At 48.1% G+C, this 21,660-nt stretch carries 17 protein-coding genes; 1 reads left to right on the forward strand and 16 read right to left on the reverse strand.

Annotation, left to right across the window (positions count from 1 at the left end; genetic code table 11):
• Positions 1–937: 937 nt before the first annotated feature.
• The 9 genes from M0Q40_10060 to M0Q40_10100 all read right to left on the reverse strand — a co-directional run bounded on the left by M0Q40_10060 (position 938) and on the right by M0Q40_10100 (position 11,445).
• Positions 938–1,564: a 5-formyltetrahydrofolate cyclo-ligase gene (locus M0Q40_10060; protein ID MCK9222944.1), complete on the reverse strand. Its 627-nt coding sequence runs from the start codon at positions 1,562–1,564 to the stop codon at positions 938–940.
• Positions 1,551–2,846: an insulinase family protein gene (locus tag M0Q40_10065; GenBank protein MCK9222945.1), complete on the reverse strand. Its 1,296-nt coding sequence runs from the start codon at positions 2,844–2,846 to the stop codon at positions 1,551–1,553. The genes M0Q40_10060 and M0Q40_10065 overlap by 14 nt, the downstream gene beginning before the upstream one ends.
• 4 nt (positions 2,847–2,850) lie before the next feature.
• Positions 2,851–4,137, reverse strand: a complete 1,287-nt coding sequence (locus M0Q40_10070; protein MCK9222946.1) for an insulinase family protein — start codon at positions 4,135–4,137, stop codon at positions 2,851–2,853.
• A 114-nt stretch (positions 4,138–4,251) separates the two neighbouring features.
• Entirely contained in the window at positions 4,252–6,522 is a 2,271-nt protein-coding gene (locus M0Q40_10075) for a DEAD/DEAH box helicase (protein ID MCK9222947.1), read from the reverse strand.
• Positions 6,523–6,551: 29 nt separating this feature from the next.
• A complete protein-coding gene (locus M0Q40_10080) occupies positions 6,552–7,193 on the reverse strand; it encodes a YigZ family protein (protein MCK9222948.1) in 642 nt (213 codons plus the stop codon).
• Positions 7,194–7,294: 101 nt separating this feature from the next.
• Positions 7,295–7,522 (reverse strand): hypothetical protein, encoded by a 228-nt coding sequence (locus tag M0Q40_10085; GenBank protein ID MCK9222949.1) that lies wholly within the window; start codon positions 7,520–7,522, stop codon positions 7,295–7,297.
• A gap of 16 nt (positions 7,523–7,538) precedes the next feature.
• Positions 7,539–8,744, reverse strand: a complete 1,206-nt coding sequence (locus tag M0Q40_10090; GenBank protein MCK9222950.1) for a Ger(x)C family spore germination protein — start codon at positions 8,742–8,744, stop codon at positions 7,539–7,541.
• A complete protein-coding gene (locus M0Q40_10095; GenBank protein MCK9222951.1) occupies positions 8,744–9,841 on the reverse strand; it encodes an endospore germination permease in 1,098 nt (365 codons plus the stop codon). Before M0Q40_10095 ends, M0Q40_10090 begins: the two co-directional genes overlap by 1 nt.
• A gap of 2 nt (positions 9,842–9,843) precedes the next feature.
• Positions 9,844–11,445, reverse strand: a complete 1,602-nt coding sequence (locus tag M0Q40_10100; protein MCK9222952.1) for a spore germination protein — start codon at positions 11,443–11,445, stop codon at positions 9,844–9,846.
• A 163-nt stretch (positions 11,446–11,608) separates the two neighbouring features.
• Here M0Q40_10100 and M0Q40_10105 point away from each other — a divergent pair, with 163 nt between their 5' ends.
• On the forward strand, positions 11,609–13,006 hold the full coding sequence (locus M0Q40_10105; GenBank protein MCK9222953.1) for a hypothetical protein: 1,398 nt from the start codon (positions 11,609–11,611) through the stop codon (positions 13,004–13,006).
• A gap of 121 nt (positions 13,007–13,127) precedes the next feature.
• Here M0Q40_10105 and M0Q40_10110 read toward each other — a convergent pair whose 3' ends face one another.
• From M0Q40_10110 to M0Q40_10140, 7 genes are all read right to left on the reverse strand, one after another.
• Positions 13,128–14,039, reverse strand: a complete 912-nt coding sequence (locus M0Q40_10110) for an osmoprotectant ABC transporter substrate-binding protein (GenBank protein ID MCK9222954.1) — start codon at positions 14,037–14,039, stop codon at positions 13,128–13,130.
• Positions 14,040–14,070: 31 nt separating this feature from the next.
• Positions 14,071–14,676: an ABC transporter permease gene (locus tag M0Q40_10115; protein ID MCK9222955.1), complete on the reverse strand. Its 606-nt coding sequence runs from the start codon at positions 14,674–14,676 to the stop codon at positions 14,071–14,073.
• A gap of 68 nt (positions 14,677–14,744) precedes the next feature.
• Complete coding sequence (locus M0Q40_10120) at positions 14,745–15,917, reverse strand: ABC transporter ATP-binding protein (GenBank protein ID MCK9222956.1); 1,173 nt, start codon at positions 15,915–15,917, stop codon at positions 14,745–14,747.
• A gap of 476 nt (positions 15,918–16,393) precedes the next feature.
• Positions 16,394–17,374 (reverse strand): D-glycerate dehydrogenase, encoded by a 981-nt coding sequence (locus M0Q40_10125; protein MCK9222957.1) that lies wholly within the window; start codon positions 17,372–17,374, stop codon positions 16,394–16,396.
• Between the two features lie 81 nt (positions 17,375–17,455).
• On the reverse strand, positions 17,456–18,223 hold the full coding sequence (locus M0Q40_10130) for a DeoR/GlpR family DNA-binding transcription regulator (protein ID MCK9222958.1): 768 nt from the start codon (positions 18,221–18,223) through the stop codon (positions 17,456–17,458).
• 20 nt (positions 18,224–18,243) lie between these two features.
• Entirely contained in the window at positions 18,244–20,295 is a 2,052-nt protein-coding gene (locus M0Q40_10135) for a TIM barrel protein (GenBank protein MCK9222959.1), read from the reverse strand.
• Between the two features lie 29 nt (positions 20,296–20,324).
• Entirely contained in the window at positions 20,325–21,512 is a 1,188-nt protein-coding gene (locus tag M0Q40_10140; GenBank protein MCK9222960.1) for a pyridoxal phosphate-dependent aminotransferase, read from the reverse strand.
• Positions 21,513–21,660 lie beyond the last annotated feature (148 nt).

Here is a 21,660-nt window from a genome sequence, read left to right on the forward strand (position 1 = left end):
TTCTCGGTGTCATCTCTTTTTCCTTCCTCTATATGAAAAGAATGGTTATTCTTTCGTCATTTACATATTCCTGATTTACTCCCCCCAATATCTAAATACGCCCAACCCAAAGCCTTCTTACGCCGCAAACCTAGCAAACTCTGTGTTTCCTCAACGTCAGGCACATCTTTGACAACCAACATAATTCGATATTCATTCTATCCATTCGTATTAATTAAACCGCCAAAGCCAACCATGTCGTCCTCGTCCCTAACAAACTTGCGTTTGGTCATTGCTTCGGTATGCGCCAAAGACATCAGTTGCCTTCTCTGTTTAACCATATTATGAACATGCTGTTTGCCATTCGAATAAACTACACTCAGTTTAACATGGCCCTGCCATCACGTCAAGTTTTCCTGCTCACTCTTGGTGTATGCACAAAAACCGAGGTCACAATTCTCTGATTATTTTTTGTACCACTTTTCCAATAATCACCAAACTTGTCGCTTTGCAGATAATCTACCAGATTCAGCATGGCAATCCGATCTGTGACCACCACATACCAGATACCAAGTCTTACGGTTTGTTCACAGCTGCTCTCTACTATCCCGCTGCCTAGATCCATACCATTACAGTTTCGGTGTGGATTCGCCTGGTTCACCCCCGCTTGGCAACAAACCTGGCGGGGCTTTCTTCTTTACTATAGTGCGGCTGGTTCACCTCCTACTTCCTGCCAATCCCAACCGCACCCACTAGCTTACTGTTCTTGCAAGTTCAACTCATTACCGAGAATATCACTGTAATCTTCAGTAAAATACCATATACCTAATTCGTCTGGTTTTATAAATCACTATCACAAGTATTCCTTGACAAAGCACGTACTCAAATCACATACTGCACACCAGTCGTATACATGTTAATATATTCCTCACTATTGGAGTGAAGAATCCTCCAAACATTAGTTCAACTTCCGGTTCTCCTGGTTCTCAATCGATGAAGGTTCCCGATTACATTGGAAAACACCCTGCTCGGTGATCAGCCACTCCACAGATACATCATGATCATCCTGAGGCACCTCATCCATAATCTGACCTTCAAAACTGAGGGCCACGGTAGAGGCCCTCAGTTGGGGCTGACTTAAGAAACGATCGTAGTAGCCCGCCCCAAAACCAATTCTACCGCCCTTACGGTCAAAGGCCGCACCAGGAACAACGATCAGGTCTATTTCCTCCGGCAAGACAACGCGACGTAAATTCTCACGGGGTTCTAGCACATTAAAAACCCCCTCGACAAGTTCATCAAGACCAAAGATCTCACAGGGCATAAGGGCCTTTGCGCTCCGATCAGTTACAGGGACAATAATACGCTTCCCCATCCTTAGGCTCTGCTCAATCATTGGTTTCGTATCCACCTCACCGGCCAATGCCACATAAAACATCACGGCATTGGCCCTTTGATAGAGTGGAAATTCCCGCAGGTGCAACCAAATCCGTCGACTATTTCGTTGAGCCGTCATCTCGGGTAAGCTTTGACGAAACTCCAGCCCCGCTTGTCGCAGCTGAGTTTTTCGCTCATTCACTCCCATGGGGATACACCACCGACACTGCGACCTGCTTTTCATCAGCAAACTCTGTAAGTAATCCCCTGACCTGTTCCAGTGTAAGGTTTTCCATAACTGGTAGGTAATCAAGGAGCCAGATACCATTAAATTGGGCGTAGATGAAGTTGTTGGCGACGGACTCAATGGAATTAAAGGAACCCACAAACTGACCAATGGCGCTTCGCTTCACCCGTTCAAAATCATCTTCATTTATCCCTGCGCTATGAAACTCTCTCAGGCCTGCGAGAAGCTCCTGATGCAGTCTTTCTGGGTCCGGGGTGTTACCTCCAATCATGATATGTCCATAGCTCGGCGAAACCATATACGAAGTGGAGAAACTATCGTCAATTAAGCCCGCATCATAAAGCTTGTTATATAACACCGAACTCCTACCCAAAGCAACTCCAAGCAGTAAACTTACCCCAAGCTCCCGCTCCATAAGTGCTCTACCCCTCAAACCAACAACAGGGTCCTTATAACCAAGCAGATATCTGGGCCGTGATACATCTAGCTCATTCTTGACATACTTTGTGCGTAACGAAGCATCCTCTTCCGGATAGACTCGTTTAATGGGGGGCTGCTCATCAAGAGCCAATCGTTCCAGGTTACGATATACCTGGTCAAAGACCGCTTCAGGATCAAAGTTGCCAACGGCAAACAGAATCATGTTGCTAGGATGATAGAAAGTCCTGTAACAATTGTACAATAGCTCCTTCGTGATCTTTTGTACACTTTCCACAGTCCCACCAATATCTTTGCGAACAGGATTACTATGATATAGTGACTCTAATAGACTTTGGTAGAGCACCCGGTTGGGATTGTCTAGGTACATCCTCAGTTCCTGCTCAATAATCCCCTTTTCCTTCTCCACAGTCTCATCGGTAAAATAGGGGGTTTGCACAAAATCTAATAAAAGCTCCAAGTTGTCCTCAAAATTGTCGGTACAGCCAAAAAGATAGGCTGTCATTTCATAGCTGGTAAAGGCGTTGGCTGATGCACCCAACTGGGCAAACTTGTCAAAGACAGCGCCCCATTCTTTTTCAAACATCTTATGCTCCAAAAAATGGGCAATACCATCCGGGACCTCCAAGGGCTCTTTCTCCCCGGGCACAACGAATTTGCTATCCATGGAGCCATACTGGGTTGCATATACCGCATAAAACGCGTTATATTTCTTCGGCATAAGGTAAACCCGCAATCCCCCCGGCGCCTTTTGGTAGTAGATCGTTTCTTGAAGTAGGGAACTGGTAAACTCCTGAAGTCTCATCATCTCACGCTCCTGCCTGCACGTTTTTGAGCAGATACACTGTACTAAGCTCAACCCCTTGGGCAAACTCCACGATATCCTCTAGCTGGACCTGTTGAATCATTTCCCGCTGTTCTGTCAAAGGCCTGACTCTCCCACTAACAACCCCGCGCAATTGGTTGCTGATTAAGGACCCGGCACTATCCTCCTGGGCTAACAACCCATTGAGCAATCCCCGCCGGGTATCCTCAAACTCCCTCTCGGTGATCCGGCCCGCCTTCATATCCTCCACCTGGTTGCTAATGATCTCCCTTGTCTTTTCGTAGTTGTTCCCATCAATACCTGCAATAGCTAGGGCAATTCCCTTAGCTGCATCTAATTGCGAGAAGGCAAAGTACGCAAGGCTTTCCCGCTCACGAACATTCATGAAGAGTTTCGAATGGGGGAAGTGACCTAACACCCCGTTCCAAAAGAGCATGGCCGGGTAATCACTGTGGGCATAGGTAACCCCATTAGTCAATCGATAGCCCATTACTAGAAGGCTTTGGTTAACATCCTTCTCCTCGATCACTTCTTTTATCTTATCCGGTTGGGTCTTGATAAACGTCTGTTTTAGAGCATATCCCCCCGACCGGGTAAAGCCAAAAACCTCTTCGGCTGTAGTATAAACCTCATCGGGTTCTACCGAACCTACTACGTAAATATCCATAGGACACTGATCGATCAGTTCCCGATAAAAACCATACAAAGCCTTGGGATCTTGATTTGAGAGTTCCGCCTCATTACCGTACTTATTCCGGGCAAAGGGTTCTCCTTTGCACATCTCCTCGATACAGCGGAACGTGGCATATCGACGTTTGTCATTGATCAACCCACGGATCTTCTCTCGAAGATTATTAGCCTCAGTCTGTACATAGCTGGGTTTAAAACCATCATGCACAACCAAAGGATCACAGATCACTTCCCGTAGCAATCCAAGACCTTCCCCGAGCAAATCAATCTGAGCACTAATGTAGCGATCATTTAGTACGCTTAGGGTGAACTGCACCAATTGCTGTTCCCCAATCTTGAGGACATCGCCATTGAGGTAAGCTCCGTAGAGCTGTTCGCAAAACCTCGCTAGCGCTAGATTATCCGGGTGGGTCTTTGTGCCTCTCTTCAATACAAAGGGCACCAACCCAGTTTTTGTTGTCTCTTCATCGAGATTCGTTGAGAAGACCACGCGGATTAACGTGGTCTTAAACTTATCTGTGGGATAGACATAAAGACCTGTACCATTACCCAATTGAAACTCATGAAAGCCCCCATCCATGAAAAAGACCTCCTCATCAATAAACTGCATATATTAGCCTAACCAAAACACATGAATATGATAGCCTAACACACTATTGGTATTTTCCCTCTTAATGTAAAGTAGCGTTGCTCTTCATAGCACGATAGACACTTCATCCCGATCCATGCGTTCAATGGCATCGCGAATCTTCCCAGCCAATATGGGATCATCATCCCCAATAGCACCGCGAATCTGACGCAGCAAATCAATAGCTCGGCGCAGGTTGTACACAATATCCCCCTCATCAAGGTCCGAGTGACTAGTTATTTGAGAGAAATCCGCCCCCTTGCTCCACTGATAGGCCAAATGTACCATGTTTTCATGGAACCGAACACTGGAGGTCCCAACCAGATATTGCTCCATCCGCTCCAGTTTCTTATAAGCCTTGAATACTGGGCGCAGGTTCACTACGTTCTGTCTAGTGCTAATTTCACCTTTTCTAGGCTCGTAGCCAATGGCCACCGCCAGTCCATTTAGTTGATGCACATCCAGTTGATGTAGGAAACCGTCAAAGTATACTTCTGTAACTAGAATCTCTTGACCATGGATTTGCGCCGCAAACTCACCCCGAGCTGTGAGGGCATCATCACGAATGAAATCCAAGGCGGACAGCAAATCCCTTTTAGACTCAAATTCGGCTATGTACGCGTTTTTCGGTGCTAGTTGAGACAGTAGCCGACTGGTCCTCCGCAGTTCGTTTTGCACCTGCTTGTGTCTTCTTTGCATCTTGCGACATCGCCTAATCTGTTCCTTACTGCATCCTTCAACATCGGAAGCTAACTGTTTTTCCAAAGCCCTAAGCTGGGGCAGCAGTTTCTTCCTCTGACTGCGGTAATTCACTGCTTTGACCGCTTCATCTACCCGCCGCCGTAGTTTAGCAAGCTGTTTCTCCTGGGCTTCCCGTCGGAGGGGGCAGCTGCCCTTTGACCACTGTGTACAGTTCTCCTCAATGGAGCTCAACTCATCTCGTAGTTGCTGCTTGGTCGCAGTAAGGTCCAGATATTGTTTGTGTCTTTGCCAACTGGCAAAGTTCTTATCAAGGATACTTTTGATCTCGGGCGAATCATAGTTACGCACAAGATTTAGCACTGTATTGTATGACAGGCTAAACTGACTAACCAATGGCTCAATTTGATCCTCTTTACGAGTGGGAATCCTCTTTTCGGCAAAGTCCATCAGCTCCACGATAGCAAAAACGTAGCCGTGGGTGTCAATACCCCGTCTTCCGGCTCTCCCGGCCATTTGGAAATACTCTCTGTTCTTTAGCGCACGAAATTCAATGCCATCCCACTTACTGAGGGAGCTGAAGCAGACCGTTTTACAGGGAAAGTTCAAACCAACAGCAAAGGTCTCCGTACAATACAATACCTTAATTAATCGTTGTTCGAACAAGTCCTCTACCAGTTCCTTCATCATCGGCAACATTCCGGCATGATGGTATGCAATACCCGCAAGTAGAAACTCCTGAAGTTCCGGCAACCTGCTTGATTCTGTCTTCCCGTATTTTTCCTGATGTTTCTGGATAAACTCACCTACCTGGCTTTTCTCTGCCTTACTCAGGTAGTCTTTAACCCGAAAAAGGGCCCGGGCATTGTCTTGACATTGCTTACGACTAAACGTAAAAAAGAGGCATGGCAGGTACTCTTGATCCACCACATCCAATAGCTTCAGGTGACCGAATCGGTCCGGTCTGGGAAAGAAACCTTTACCCCGATTCTTGGTCCGTTTTACCTGATTGGCCAGTCGTTTCTCCGTTGTAATGCCCTGTTCAGGTTCGAATAGGTAATGCTCCAAGGGAACAGTTCGCTCAAAATGCTTGATTACCGCTACCTTCTGCTGCTGTACCCCTTCGATCCAAGCGGCCAATTCGTCCACATTGGGAATGGTCGCCGAAAGGCCCAGGAACCGCATATCCTTTGGCATGAAAATGAGGCTTTCCTCCCAGACCGAGCCCCGTTCAGGATCGTCAATATAGTGGATCTCATCGAAGATAACGTAAGCCACATCGGCTACGCGTGCAGGGGATAGATGCAACAGATTTCGGAAAATCTCAGTAGTCATTACCAGCACGGGGGCATCGGGATTGATCACCACATCACCAGTGAGAATACCAACGGCTTCCTCCCCCATCAGTTCCTTAAACTGCTTGTATTTCTGATTACTTAAAGCCTTAATCGGCGCCGTATAGATTACCCGTCGATGCTCTTGATACATCGTTTCAATTAGATAATCGGCCACCAAGGTCTTGCCCACCCCCGTAGGGGCTGATACCAATAACGAATGGCCTTGCAGGATCATGGAAATAGCTTCCCGCTGAAAGGGATCAAGGACTAGCCCGCGATATACCTTATCTACAAATTCCAAAAGGTCACTTCTCCTCCCATCCTTTGCCGTTATTCCCGAGGTTTTAGCTCATCACTGAAGACATAGGTCTCACCATCTAAGGTCAATTGAATCTCACCGTTGGTGATATCCATGAGCTTTTGATGCACCTGGGACCAGTAGTCCTTTGACACGGCAAGCTGCACCCGAACCTGTGCAGCATAGTCGACATCAATTATCTTAACCGGATACTCTGTAAGTACATTCTGGATCTTGCCCCAATAGGAATAGTCTATAACTCCTGAATATACTTGGCAGGGAATCTTCCAATCCATCCCCGCTTGTTTTATTCCTTCATAGGCAGCCTGTCGGTAAGCTCTCACTAACCCGCCGGCTCCAAGCAGCGTCCCGCCAAAGTAACGGGTTACCACCACTACAAGGTCAGTAAGGTCCCATTCGGTAATCAGCTCCATGATGGGACGGCCAGCAGTACCCGATGGCTCTCCATCGTCACTGAATCGCTGGATTTGCTGCGGTGATGAAACCAGATAAGCATAGACATGATGGGTAGCAGTTGGATGCTGTCTCCGGATTTCCTCAATGAAAGCAAGGGCTTCTTCTTCGGTACATGCGGGCAGTACTTGCGCGATGAACCGAGATTTTTTTACAACGATCTCAACTTGGCCAGCGTCTTTTACAGTGCGTTGTGCCACAATTCCAACCCTCTCAAAGATCTTCACCTTTGATAATGTTATTCATTGGGAATTGCTTTTCCTGCTCCAGTAGGGAAATCCGCACACAACCGGAACAACACCTAGGGCTGTAAACCAAGGAAACTGTTGATCTTTTCGGATAAACTAAGCCACAGGAGAAAAAGGCGGGGGAATCCCCCAAAAACAACTCGTATGAGGCTAACGGATAGCCCCACAGTCAACAATCCAATCATCACGCCCAGCTCTTTCCAACACTGATTCTTAATGAGGCCCTTCGCCTCGTAAGCACCAATCCCGAAAAACGCTAAGATAATTAGGACAACCTGCACGGGTATTCTCCTTCATCTAGATATCCAAAAAGCCTCGCACAGCCAAACCCGACCGTCGTAGCCCGGTGCGGATATCGATTTCTACAGCAAGTTCTTGAAAAAGTCGATCCCAATCTGCCTGCATCCTCTCCCACTCCTTGTAATAATTGCGGTAGAAGGAGGTACCAAACCCGAAGATGTCAGATTTATACTCCTTTTGGGCAGCATCCAGTACCGATTGGACTTCCCCTCTTATCGCCTCTGCCACCCGTCGTTCGATACTGGCCCATTTCTCAAGCTGGGTAATGGGATCGAAAAAAACTTGGGTCTCCCCAAGATTCCCTTCGACATTAATCTCGATCTTGATCTGGGGTTTCCCATCGATTATCTTGGGAGTCACTTTGCTTGAGGCCCGAATCACTTCAACCGTAATCAACCGATCTTGTTCGTTGGGGTACTCAACTACTAGGACAGTCCCCTTAATCTCTCCTTTGATCCAAAGAAGCCCTCTTGTTTGCTTCGGACCAAGCCAACCGACTAACTTATCCTTCTTGAAAACAGCAGCACCGGATAAGCGTGCGCTTGTTGAGATTACATCCCGTTTTGACTGTCCCCGTAGATCAACATCCGGTGGTCGATCTACAATTTCGGCCCGCAATGCCACTGGCTCCATTCCAGGGAGTTCTAGCATTTGCAATAAATCGTTTAGCTCAGTTCCTACCGTTGTCCCCAGGCCAGCAAGCGATCCAAGCAGGATACCCTGAGCACCTTCTGAGGGAAGCCTTTCTAGTTCAAACTCAGCCTGTAGTAAATCCACAGCCTTTGCTCCTTTGACAATCACCACTTGAACAGTCCTGCGGCTTTCCCCATCCCGGGCGAAAAGGTCGATGATTTCCATAATGCCCTCCCGGGCTAGTTCCTCTCCGATGAGAATAAACCTGTTGTGGGCCCAGAAGGGTCGTCTAGGACTTTGGGAAAGAAAATTCCGGATCGCTTCGAATACAGTATATCCGGTACTGGACACCAACCAGAAAGGTCGCTCCGCTACAACGGAAGGGCCCGCTAGAGCAAAGGGTTTGGCAATTTGGACACTGAGCATGATCTTGCCTTCTTCGGCTGCCTTATCCACCCCAACAGCTAACACGAACCCTAAGGTTTCGATCTCCCGTCGGTTCCAGCAGCTAGTTAGAAACATCATTAGAATCAAGACAACCAGTACAAGTCTTCGCGTCCTTATACTCATCACGCATCGCTCCTTAATCTGCGGAATAGCCAAGCAGCCGTAAGGGGCAGAAGAATAACCAAGACCATTATGATCGAAAGATATCCCCACATGTCATATTCAAGAAACCGTTCCAGTTCCACAATGCTCTCAAAGGCCACCACACTCAAGGGCACCGCCAAAGCCGCGATAGGATAAACCAGAAACCGATATCCTTTTAGATTAAAGATCTGAGCAAGACCGATCGCCGTCGCCCAAAGCAAAGTTGCCAGGTTAATGCCACTACTTAGCAGCCATACCCCCATGGATATTGCCTCCACCCGCTCAAAGAATCTAGCAATGGTGATCATGCGCGTAAGGCTATAAGGAGGCATCGTTAACCCATTTGCCGTGGGTCCAAAGACAGCCACCACCAAAATGGCAAACACCACAAGGATCACTCCGCTAATCAGCAGTCCAAGTAAGGAATACTTGAGGGCCTCATCCCGCTTATTCAAATAGGGAACGATAAGACCAAGGACAATCAGCTCTGTATAGAAGGAAAAGGAACTGATGGACGGTCGAATTAACCAAAGGGGACCCTGGGAGAGCACCGGTTTAAGTCGGAGGAAATCTGTTTTTTCGTAGGGTAACACCCAGATTAATAGAACAAAGGCCAGCACCACAAAAAGACTGTTTTCCCCCATTCGAGAGAAAACCTCTAACCCACATCGGGCGGCATTGGCAGCAATAGCCAACAGAACGATGATAAATACTAGAATCGGGGTGTCAGGCATAATGGCAACCGTTAAGGAATCCCCAATACTCCGGGTGGCAACAACGATATCCCAGATCAGATAGCTCAAGACTGCCGCTCCAATAATTCTGCCAAAGAAAGGTCCAAGTGCTTCGATGGCGTACTCAATAATGGTCTTGTCAGGGAACCATTCAGCCAACTTGATGATCCATAATAAAAAAGGAATCGCCACAGCTAAACTGACCAATCCCGCAAGCCATGCATCCTGTACCGGGGAAAGACCTGTGATTAACGGAAAGGTAATCATGATGGATACAATCCGACCAAGGATAATCAGCGCCATCATTTGACGCCCTGAGATCCTTCCTTTCTCCAGCTGCATACTTACTCTCCTTTCCGTCTTTTTCTTGGGGCTTTAGGTGGTCGGGGCTTTAGTTGCTTCTCCTGAAGAGTCGGTCTCTCGGTCCAAATAAGACCGGGTCTGGTATCCATGGCCCACCAGGGAGCTCTTATCATGACATCCTTGAAATCCGAAAATACAACCGGAGCTAGGGGCTCCAAATAGGGTACTCCAAAGGAACGTAACGAACACAGATGAATCAAGAGCATGAACAAACCCACAAAAACGCCAAAAAGGCCCAGGGTACTGGCTAAGATAATCAAGGGAAACCTAAGAAGTCGGACACTGATCCCCAGACTGTAGATTGGAGTAGTAAAAGAAGCAATCGCCGTTACGGCTACGACAATAATCATCGCAGAGGAGACAAGGCTTGCTTCTACGGCAGCTTGTCCTAGAATCAGTACACCAACAATACTAATTGCTGGTCCGATCACCATCGGTAGGCGCACACCCGCTTCCCGCAGAATCTCAAAAGCTACTTCCATAAGCAATGCTTCTACAACCGCGGGAAAGGGAACCCCCTCCCTTTGGGCTGCAATTGCAAGCACTAACGATGTCGGCAGCATTTCCTGGTGAAAGGTCGTAATGGCAACATAAATCGACGGAAAGGTCAAAGACAGGAAAAACGTAATCAAGCGCAAAAAACGTAGGGCTGAACCCACGGTGTACCTTTCATAGTAGTCCTCACTAGCAGTAAGATACATACTGAAGGTTGCGGGTAGAATCAACGCGAAGGGCGTGCCGTTGGTTAGGATAGCAACCCGTCCTTCCATGAGCTCGCCGGCCACCCGATCTGGTCGTTCGGTTCTAATTAGAGTGGGAAAGGGTGACAAAGGCGCATCTTCAATGTACTCCTCCAATTGACCACTTTCGTTAATGGTATCCGTTGTAATTCGCTCAATCCGCCTGCGTACTTCCTCGACGATGCTCTGGCTTGCCACCCCTTTGATATATGCAATGGACACCTTTGTCTTAGATATGGTTCCCACTTCCCGCTCTTCGAACCAAAGCCTAGGGGAACCAATTTTCCTTCTTAACATGGCAGTGTTGATCCGTAACACCTCGGTGAACCCTTCCTTCGGACCCCGGACCACAACCTCGGTAGTAGGCTCTTGGATCCCCCGATGTTCAGCTCCTTGGACGCCACACACCAGTGCTTCACAGTAGTCCTCCACCAAAACAACGCAGTGACCCGTGCTAATACCTCCAAGCACCTCCATCAAATCGGAAACCCTCTTAACACTGCCAGCTAAGATCATCTGTTCTTGTAAGAAGTCAATGGGGGAACCTAGACTTACCCGCTTAGAGGAACTTAAGATCCCTTTGATCACAGCGGTGCTGATGAGGTTATTATCTACCAATCCGTCAATGTATACTAATAGGATCTCGTGTTTGTGGGCCGATCCTAAGCGCAACCTTCTTAGGACTAGGTCACCGCTGTGCCCGAATGCGTTAGAGATAGTGTCTTCATTTGTTTCTAGACTATTGCTTAAGGGAGCATTCCATGCGCCCTGCTCCATCTCTTCCTTTAGGCCACGCCGCCCTATCTTTAGCATGTTTTTGAGAATATCCAGTATCTTTGACACTTCTTACCACCCACATCTGACCTTGCTGAGCCCTTAGTTATTATTGCAAGAACATCGGAAATTAATTCTCCCAAAGGTAAGAGCGGGCAGGTAATCCTGATTTACCGTCGAAGTATAGAATGGGCGAAAAATGGACTCCCTCTTTTGTGAAGGGAGCAACACAATGGAACGACAGTGGAACAAGATCTATAGTTCAATAATCCAAGATGCCGTGGATCACATTGACAAGGTCCCCGGTGTTATCCTAGGTTTTCACTCCACCATCGATGGACTTAAGCGAATTGATCCCAGGCAGATACAGAGTGCCCTAAAACAGTATAATGTATTAGATCAGCTGCCAATCGAGATCAATAATCCCGCGGAACTGTTGACCGGTATGTTTCATAGCTTATCCAGGGGCAAAGCTCTACAGTTAATGATCCGAAATGAATCCACTTTTCGGTGGGTGATGGACCACTTCGGCTATGACCAGCTACGGATGGGGGGCACCTCGGGAAATATGGCCAATGCCCTTTCCCCCTTGGGGTTTCGCCGCATCCTAGTATATGCCAATCCCTTAACCAAGGAACAAGCGGGTTTGTTTAACCAGGATACTAACCTTTTGGTCCTCGAAGAACAGGCAGGCAAGTTCAGCCTTCTGCATCCCCAACAAGCCTGGCAAGGTGAGGGAATTGAGGCGCTCCACTGGATTTTGGAATACCCTCAGGGATTGGACATTACAACCCCGCAGGAGACCTTCACCACCCCCCGGGCGAATCGCTATATTGCCGCTTGGAATCCGGTAAATAACAAGTTGCAGATCACCAATACCTTTAAGCAGGGCTTGCTCGCCAAAGGATCTGAGTTCTCCCACTTTATCGTCTCGGGATTTCACATTCTTTCGGAGACTTATCCCGATGGAAGCAGCTATCTTGACTGTCTTCGGCCCGTCGCAGCGTTTCTGCAACAACTACGGAAGCAGCATCCACATCTGAAGCTACATTATGAATTTGCCTCCATCGCCAGTAGTAACATCCGCAAGGGTATCTTGACGGAGATTCTACCCTTCGTGGATAGCCTTGGTCTAAATGAAGTGGAGTTAGTTGCTCTTCTCAGGGATCTAGGTGAGGGGAGCCTGAGCACACAGATTGAGAATCATAATGATATTAACGATGTATTAACCGGTACATTCCGGTTAATGCAACAGTTGGATCTAAATCGCATTCAGCTCCATGACCTAGGGTATTACCTGTGCCTCACCAAGCCAAATTACGTCTTGCCCGCGACTACCCAACGGGGCCTAGTACTGGCAGCTACTTTAGCTGCAGCTCGCACTAAAATGGGGCGGATTACAGGATCCCAAGACATCTTCACCGGCCTTGAGGTACCACTATCGAGTGATGGTTTGACGCGTTTAGTGAGGCTCTCTGAAACACTTGGGGATGAACTAGCCCAAACGGGCAAGGGCAAATACCACGGATATGACTTGCTATATCTGCCTACCAAGGTGGTAGCAAAGCCTGTTCTGACGGTGGGACTAGGAGATCTGATTTCTAGTACTGGCTTCATCGTAGGAACGTGATGAGCAATACTCTAGAAGGTGATGTGTCTTTGCATCACCTTCTGAAGCTTTTGCCAAACAGATATGTCATGTTGGTATAACCCTTATACAGGCCTAGACGCCTCGGGTTTTTTAGTTGCCGCTAGATTAGTCCCTGTTCTCTGAGGAAGTCTTCGGCCACAATGGCTGGATCAACCCCGTCCACGTCCATCCTGGCATTTAGCCTCTGGATCGTCTCCTGGTCAATTCTCCCACTGAGTCGGTCCAGCACATCAAATAACTCGGGATATTCAACAAGGGTCTCTTGCCGCACAATTAGCATCGCATCGTAAGGTGGAAAGAATGACCTATCGTCCTCAAGGACCTTGAGATCCATGGCGGCAATCCGACCATCGGAAGAGTAGGCCACAATTGCATCTACATCGCCCTTTTCCACTGCCCGATACAGCAACCCGTAGCTCATAGCAACAGCCCTGCGAAATTTCATATCATAGACTTTTGTCATATGCGTATAACTAACCACAACCTCTTCTCTGTACAGAAAATCCTCATCGGTTGCCAACACCATGCTTGATGCATATGGTCTGAGATCCGAGACTTTCTCCAAATTGTACTTCTTAGCAAGATCCCGTCGAACCGCAACTGCATAGGTGTTATCAAAGCCTAAGGGATCCATCAATAGCATATCATGTTGGGTGTCGACTTCCCTGGTAACATATGCTAAGACCTTCTGGGGATCGGTCCACTCCTCAGTGACGTCTTGTTTTAATACCGTTGTAAACTGCGTACCGGAATAGGTTAAATATATATCAACCTCACCGGTCTGAGTAGCAGCTACACTAACACCCAGCTCCATATTGGGAAGATGCTCCACATAAATGTCCGTATTTTCCTCCACAAGTCGTTTGATTAGCTCACCAAACAATACTGTCTCAGAGAAATCGAAGGACGAAAAAGTGATCTGCTTTTCCGGCTTGTTGGGCTGAGCAATGAAAATCAGAGTTACCAATAGAGCAATCCCCAGCAGTACAAAGAATCCCTTTCTTTTCCGCAAACTCACAGCATCCCCTCTTTCCTTAAACAAGTTAATTAGATTTCATTGCCTCAGGGGTAATAGTCTCCTCAAGTCTACCCAAAAGATAATCCACCATTAGGGCGAGTAATGCCGCAGGTATAGCACCCGCCAGCACAATGTGATTCCGAAGCATCCGTAAGCCAGTAACGATTAAGCCACCAAGACCACCACCGCCTACAAAAGCAGCCAGTGTTGCGGTACCGATCGAAATGGTCGTAGAGGTTCTAACACCGGCTAGTATCATCGGTACAGCCAAGGGTAGTTCAACCTGTATAAGACACTGAAAGTCAGTCATACCCATACCCTTGGCTGCCTTCTTGATGAAGGGATCCACAGACTCAATCCCTGTATACGTGTTTCTTAGAATTGGCAGAAGAGCATAGATGAAAATTGCTACTATGGCTGGTCTAAAACCAATCCCAAGTCCAAGCATGACCATGAAGGACAATAATGCTAAACTAGGAATGGTCTGCATGATACCTGCTATGCTAAGCAAAGCCGTGGCCAATTTCTTACTGCGTGTGCAAATCACACCTAAAGGAACAGCTACTAAAATTGCAAGCCCCACAGGCAAAGCCACCAACAATACGATATGCTCGTAAATCGCGGTAAGCATCTGCGTTGGATGTGAGACTACATACTCCCAGAATTGTATAAACGTCGACAAGTGTTGTCTCCTCCCTGTTAATTGTAGCTTGCTTGCATCTTGGTATGGGACAACCCGTTTGAACTAGGGAAGTCACTATCCCATACCACCTGGTACAACATCTCAGCAAGACTACTCCTGGTGACAATTCCATACAAGCGGTCGGACTCGCCTATGATAGGTAGCAGCCCTACATCACTTAGAAACAACAACTCAAAGGCGGTCTTAGCTGAAGTACCCCTGGATACGGTGGGAATATCCACCTGGACGATGTCCTTAATCCTTTTAGAGTTGCTTTTGTGTTTATTCACGCTTTTGGCAGTCACAATCCCTATGAGTCTATCTTCTTCGTCAACCACCACAAGACTATCCACTCGTTTCTGTCGCATACGCCGGGCGGCTTGCAATAGTCCAAGTTCCGGTGAAGCGGTAATCGGGGTAGTTCGTGCCACTTCCTCAACTGTAAGCGTCTCAACTTGTAGGGCAAGGCGGTCCCGTCCAATAAACTCCTCGACGAATTCATCAGCCGGATTTCGTAACAGATCCTCCGGATCATCCGCCTGGACGATCTGGCCCTGTCTCATTAGTACCACCCTGTCTCCCAACTTAAGTGCTTCATCCATATCATGGGTCACAAACACGATGGTTTTTCTCAATTGATCTTGCAGTTTCTTGAGTTCATCTTGCAGGTTCTCTCGGGTAATAGGATCTAGGGCCCCGAAGGGTTCGTCCATCAGAATAATGTCCGGCTCCGCGGCAATTCCACGCAAGACCCCGATGCGTTGCTGCTGCCCGCCACTTAGCTCATGGGGATATCGTGTTAGGTAACTGCCCGGTTCCATACCGACCATTTCCAAAAGCTCTATGACCCGGTCTTTGATACGGTTTTCAGGCCATTTCTGCAAGCGTGGTACCAACCCTATGTTCTCGCCGATGGTAAGGTGGGGCATCAATCCCGTCTGTTGGATAACATAGCCGATGTTGCGCCTTAACGCCACTTCATCCACCTTGCTTATATCCTGACCATTGATATATATGGACCCACTTGTTGGCTTTTCAAGTCGGTTAATCATCTCAAGGGTCGTCGTCTTGCCACAACCACTAGGACCAATCAGTACCACGAATTCTCCCCGATTGATCTTGAGGTTAATATTGTTTACAGCCACCACCTTTTGGTTATACTTCTTGCTCACGTTCTGAAACTTGATCATGAGCAGAAAATCCCCCCAATCTTGGTTATACACCATGGGTAATACCAGTGGTTAAGCCAGCACCGTTCTGAATAATGGGATAAGCGGAAAGAACTAAAGACGAGGGAGACAAGTCTCCACTCATAGACTAGCTCGCTAAGCGAGAATAGGAAAGCGACAAGGGCGCCAGCTATATGGAGCCATACAGCTGAAATGTAATCCCAAACGCTCATTGAAGAGATACTAAGTTGTCTTAGGCAGAACCTCGCCTGTCACATATTCCCAAGCATGTTGACATATCTAACTATCAACAGCCCCCATGGAATTGTTCTAGGTGTTGATTATACCATAGATGAGGATGCTGTCAAATCAACCCTAAGAGAAAACCGCTTCGGCTAAGATCCTTTTGGTCTCAAAAACGAGCACAGATCGATGAACCAAAATACTTGCAGCAAGGCCATAGCCCGGGTACATGTTAACCGTCCCCGGGCCCTTTCTTATCCTTCGTATATCTCTCGATTAACAATATTGGGCGGACACTTGCCCGCCAGCATCATCAGCAGGTTCTCAGCGGCCATTGTGGCCATCTTCGTCCGGGTCTGGACACTGGCACTGGCAATATGAGGCACGACCACTACATTATCCAGTTGAGCCAAACCCGCTGCCAAATCCGGTTCGTCCTCATAGACATCTAAGCCGGCGGCAAAGATCTTTTTGTTCTTGAGAGCTTCTACTAAAGCAGCTTCATGAACAATAGGACCCCGAGCTGTATTAACTAAGACAGCCGTATCTTTCATCATGGTAAGTTCATCTTTGCCAATCAGGTACTTAGTATCCGCAGTCAAGGGCACATGGAGCGATACAAAATCGCTCTTCTTCAAAAGCTCCGGCAAGGAACAGTAGGTAACATTAAGGGCTTGTTCTTCTTCCGGGGTCAATCGGGATAAATCGTAATAGAGGACCTGCATATCAAAGCCTTGGGCCCTTCTCGCTACAGCTTGGCCAATCCGCCCCAATCCAACTAGGCCGAGAGTCCTGCCGTAGACATCCACCCCTAAAAACAGGTTAGGACTCCAACCAGCATACTTGCCCGCTCGGGTATAGCCATCTGCCTCCACCACCCGTCGGGCCGCGGCCATTAATAGGGCCCAAGCCAGATCCGCGGTAGTCTCGGTAAGGACCCCCGGGGTATTCGATACAGGAATCCCCAATTGGGTAGCTACAGCAATATCGACATTGTTAAACCCAACCGCATAGTTGGCCACTCCTTTGAGTCCACTACCAGCCCTTAGAATCTCCTCATCTATCTCATCTGTTAGCAGACACAGCAATCCATCTTTATCCCTTATCTTGTTAATTATCTCCTCTTTGGAAAGCACCCGTTCTTCTTCGTTTATCTCGACATCGCATACCTTTGTGAGTAAATCAATTCCGGGCTGGGGAATACGTCTGGTAACTAGAACCCTTCGTCGTTCCATCTAGTCCCACCTCCAAGTGGAATATAAGAGGCGTATCCGAAGGAGAAGGGCCCCCAAGGGCCTAAAAAGGCCACCCTTCTCTTACTGGTTCCCTGCAATCAATACCTTGATGCCTTCGCCTTCTAAAGCATGTAGTACATCTTTGTCGGCGTTATTATCGGTGATGATCATGTCTAGCTTCCCAAGCGATAAGTAAGATACCATCGCAGGTCTGCCGAGCTTACTTGAGTCAACCAGAAGTACTGAACTTGTGGCAGCTTCGGCCATCACGGTTTTGATTTCCGCTTCAAAGTTGTTGGATACAGCCGGTCCATGATCTACTGTTATCCCGGCTGCAGCAAGAAAGGTCCAGTCTACCCGGATACGCTCAATAAACTGCTTAGCCGTGGGGCCAACAAGGGAAAGCTCTGCTTTGCGCAAAATTCCCCCTACAACCTCCACAGTAACCCCAGGGACATAAGCAAGTTCTGTCGCAATTGCAAGTGAATTGGTGACAACCGTCAAATCCTTTTTGTGTATGAGGGAACGAGCAAGCTGCAGTGTAGTGGTACCACCATCTAGTATTAGCGTTTGACCATCTTGGATGAGCTTGGCTGCACGGGTGGCAATCATTCTCTTTTCATTCATGTATTGATTGCTTCGTTGGGCGAACGGCAAAACACTGATGGACTCCTCTACGATTGCCCCCCCATGGGTGCGTTTTAGCACGCCTTCGGCCTCTAACTTCTTAAGATCCCGGCGGATAGTCTCTGTTGCGACCGCAAACCGCTGGGATAGATCCTGCACCGATACCGCCTTCGTCTCCTCGATAATCTCAATGATGTGCTTTCTCCGTTCACTGGCCAGCATCCCCGTTACCCCCTAGACTACTACTCAAATAACTGACTCAACTCATCTAAATCTTGTCCTCGCTCATTCTGCAAGTACGCAATGGCCTCCTCGGTTCTTAGCTCATCATGACAGATCCTGTAAACTGCGTTAGCTACAGCCCGGGGGTCATCCTTACCAGGATATAAAACGTTCCGTCCAACCATGGCCCCGAAGACATTATTCCCTTCACCCATACCCCGTTCGAAGTTTTGCATCATACCTGTGGGATCACCACTGGAAGGACCACCAAGCATCAACATAGGCAGAGTACTCGCTTGGGTTACCCGGTAAAACTCAGGGACATAGGGAATCTTCAGCCACAGGTCCCTTGACGAATCACCCAATGCAGAGGCAATGCCAATCATCTTGATTAACGCGTCGGCATCAGCAATAACTCGGTATCCATCACCTTGTTTTTCCACAGGCAAGGGCTCGACGAATACCGGAAGGTTAAGGGCCCGACACTGTGCAATGGCCTTAGCACAATAATCCATCGTTTGCACCGAATAGCGGGAGTACCTCCCGGTCTCTAGTCGGAATAGGATCTTGGCCCCATCCATGTTTAGTTCTCTCATCCGTTCCGGGGTGAAGCAAGTCATCCGATCATCCATTTCGTATTCAATGCCAGCAAGTCCCGAACGATTCATGGATCCAATCAGAAGCTTGCCGTCCAGGAACCCAGATAACCCCTTCTCTTTCCTTAGGTAATCCAAGATAAGCAGGTCCTCAATGATATCTGTGGTCGCCATAATCCCGTCAATGAGCTCTGTTCCCATCACCCGGGCTACACGACCCAGATAGTCCATTCGATCTCCCATACGGACCGGCTCATCCCCAACACCAGTTACATTCCGCGCCGGATGATCCGCTGCTAGAATCAGAAGCTTGCCATTCTGAAGTAATGTCTTGCGCCTTTCTCTCGCCTTTGCTGCCTCTTCAATAATCGCCGGTCGGGTCAGGCGGGCATCGGTCACACCTTGAAAAACTGCTTCGGTGAAATAACGCCGGGTTTGGAAATAGTAAGTACCAAGGGCGTAGTTGACATCAATCCGACTTCTCGCCTTGTCATACCATGATTTCGCCACATCTACCAAGGATTTGCTCAATTGGCTACCTGCGGGCTGAAACTCAAAGCCTACCCCACCAGTATACCCAATCTCATGCAGTGCCTTAACAAACTCAGCCAGCATCTCTTCGGTGACAGCACTTCCGGGGTAATCAAAACCAGGATGGGTATCACCATATAGGGGATCTTCAGAATCCATAACACAAGTACCAATGTGTACATGTACCAGATACTTGCCGAGGGTCTTCACCGTCTCGGCGGTCTCCGGCTCAAAGGACATGTTCTTAATCATAGGCATATGACTTAGGTCATAGAGGAGACCAAAGTTCTTATGTCCATAGATATCCCGGACCCGTTCTGCCACAACTAGGGCATCTTCCGAGGGGCCAATCAATTGGTTCTTACAATTGCGCCCATCGAGGCGATCAAAAAGTTCCAGGGCAATACTCAAGGGTTCCCGCCCCAGCTCTTTGGCCCGCGCGGTGGCATAAGCGCAGATCTCATCTAGTGAGCGGATCAAAGCCTCAATAGCCCGCTGCCTGAGTCTGAGTCCCGACTCGGTTCCTGGGTCGGTGCCACTAATCAGACCAAATTTAATAGCATGCATGTCGTAGGCTTCATCAATGTAGGATAAGATCCGTTCGACTGCTTGCTGCCGAAGCACCTCATCAATTGAACTAATATCGGTCTTGGCGATTAGTCCATCTTCGTTGTAAAGCTGAATCGGTTGGGCGGAGAAGATGATCTCCATATCATGCTCTAATAGCAGTTCCACTGCCTTTCGCCTAATCTGAGGGTTCTTAATCCGGGTGATCTCTATGGAGCCAAAATAGGGATCCTTTGCCACTTCCTCTAAACTCGCTAGTAGGTAACGTTCCCTCGCCTCACCCCTTTGCACCGACTTGGTGGCTCCAGGGCCTGGGTAGGCCATGAAATGAACTAAACCAACCTTGTTATGATCCAAAGCCATCATTGGTGGATGCACCAGTTAGATACATCCTTCCTCCCTTCGGTTTATCCTTCTACCACTTTTCGTAATCTTTCAATACCCTCTTTGATCTGTTCTGTGCTTGTCGCGTAGGAAAGCCGCACGTACTCTTGGTTCTCCCAGCTGTCCTTGCTTCCAAAGGAAGTTCTTGGCAGTACTGCCACATTACCCTCGTACAGGGCCTTCTTCTGGAACTCCTTGGCATCCTTCAGGCCAAGCTTACGGCATGCCTCGGTGACATTAGGAAAAACATAGAAGGCACCACTAGGCACCCGACAACTGATACCATCGATATCGTTTAGTAATCGAACAATGAGGTCCCTTCTTGTCTTGAACTCCTGCCGCATCGCTTCTGCTGCTTCTTGGGGACCCTGTAAGGCCTCGATCCCTGCGATCTGGGTAAAGGTGGCGGTACAGGACTCACAATTGGTCTCGATCCGGGCGATGTCAGCGGCAAGACTGGCATTTGTAACTCCATAACCAAGGCGCCATCCCGTCATAGCATAGGTCTTGGAAAAACCATCAATGATAATGGTCCGCTCCTTCATCTCAGGGATCGAGCTAATGCTCATAAATTCCCCATCGAAGATCAGCCGAGAATAAACCTCATCACTCATTACCCACAGGTCGTAGGTCAAAGCAAGTTCGGCCACAGCCTCCAATTCAGCGGCCCCCAGGACACCACCTGTGGGATTTTGTGGGGAATTGAGGATAATCATTTTAGTTTTTGGTGTAACTAAGGATTGTAACTGGGTAATATCAAACCGAAAGTCCCGTTCCTCAAGAAGGGGTAATGGTACAGGGACTCCTCCCACAAACCTAATGACCGATTCATAAATCGGAAAACCGGGATTGGGGTAGATGACCTCATCCCCGGGATCGACACAAGCTAATATGCCGTGGAAAATGATGGGTTTAGCACCGGGAGTCACCACCACTTCCTCCGGACGGACCGATATTTTTCTGGTGGTGGATATGTACGCGGCAATTGCCTCACGTAGTTCCATTAACCCTGGCGAAGGACCATAGTGGGTTTGATCTTCATTAATCGCCTCACACGCAGCTTCTTTGACATTCCCTGGAGTAGCAAAATCCGGTTCCCCAATGGCAAAACTAATGATGTCTCTACCTTGGGCTTCAAGTTGCTTTACTTCTGCTAGGACCTCAAAGGCCGTTTCCGTGCCCAGCCTTCCTAGCCTCGTCGCTTTACGCATAGTGGTCCCTCCACATTTTTTCGCTTACACAACATATATTCCACACGTAAAAACAAATTCCTGCCCGTTTTGCGTGGTTTTTTGTGTGAATGTAGGCGAACAGACAAGACCACTTTTCTAGCAGACTTCCGCAACTATGATTTTGCAA

Source organism: Limnochordia bacterium (assembly GCA_023230925.1).
In the GTDB taxonomy this organism is placed as follows: Bacteria; Bacillota; Limnochordia; order DUMW01; family DUMW01; genus JALNWK01.

Excerpts from the sequence above, each read along its gene's own strand:
- M0Q40_10130 (MCK9222958.1), bottom strand. The coding sequence starts at position 18,223 with ATGCTGGCCAGTGAACGGAGAAAGCACATCATTGAGATTATCGAGGAG.
- M0Q40_10120 (MCK9222956.1), bottom strand. The coding sequence starts at position 15,917 with ATGATCAAGTTTCAGAACGTGAGCAAGAAGTATAACCAAAAGGTGGTG.
- M0Q40_10090 (MCK9222950.1), bottom strand. The coding sequence starts at position 8,744 with ATGAGTATAAGGACGCGAAGACTTGTACTGGTTGTCTTGATTCTAATG.
- M0Q40_10140 (MCK9222960.1), bottom strand. The coding sequence starts at position 21,512 with ATGCGTAAAGCGACGAGGCTAGGAAGGCTGGGCACGGAAACGGCCTTT.
- M0Q40_10125 (MCK9222957.1), bottom strand. The coding sequence starts at position 17,374 with ATGGAACGACGAAGGGTTCTAGTTACCAGACGTATTCCCCAGCCCGGA.
- M0Q40_10115 (MCK9222955.1), bottom strand. The coding sequence starts at position 14,676 with ATGCTTACCGCGATTTACGAGCATATCGTATTGTTGGTGGCTTTGCCT.
- M0Q40_10070 (MCK9222946.1), bottom strand. The coding sequence starts at position 4,137 with ATGGATGGGGGCTTTCATGAGTTTCAATTGGGTAATGGTACAGGTCTT.
- M0Q40_10060 (MCK9222944.1), bottom strand. The coding sequence starts at position 1,564 with ATGGGAGTGAATGAGCGAAAAACTCAGCTGCGACAAGCGGGGCTGGAG.
- M0Q40_10105 (MCK9222953.1), top strand. The coding sequence starts at position 11,609 with ATGGAACGACAGTGGAACAAGATCTATAGTTCAATAATCCAAGATGCC.
- M0Q40_10065 (MCK9222945.1), bottom strand. The coding sequence starts at position 2,846 with ATGAGACTTCAGGAGTTTACCAGTTCCCTACTTCAAGAAACGATCTAC.
- M0Q40_10095 (MCK9222951.1), bottom strand. The coding sequence starts at position 9,841 with ATGCAGCTGGAGAAAGGAAGGATCTCAGGGCGTCAAATGATGGCGCTG.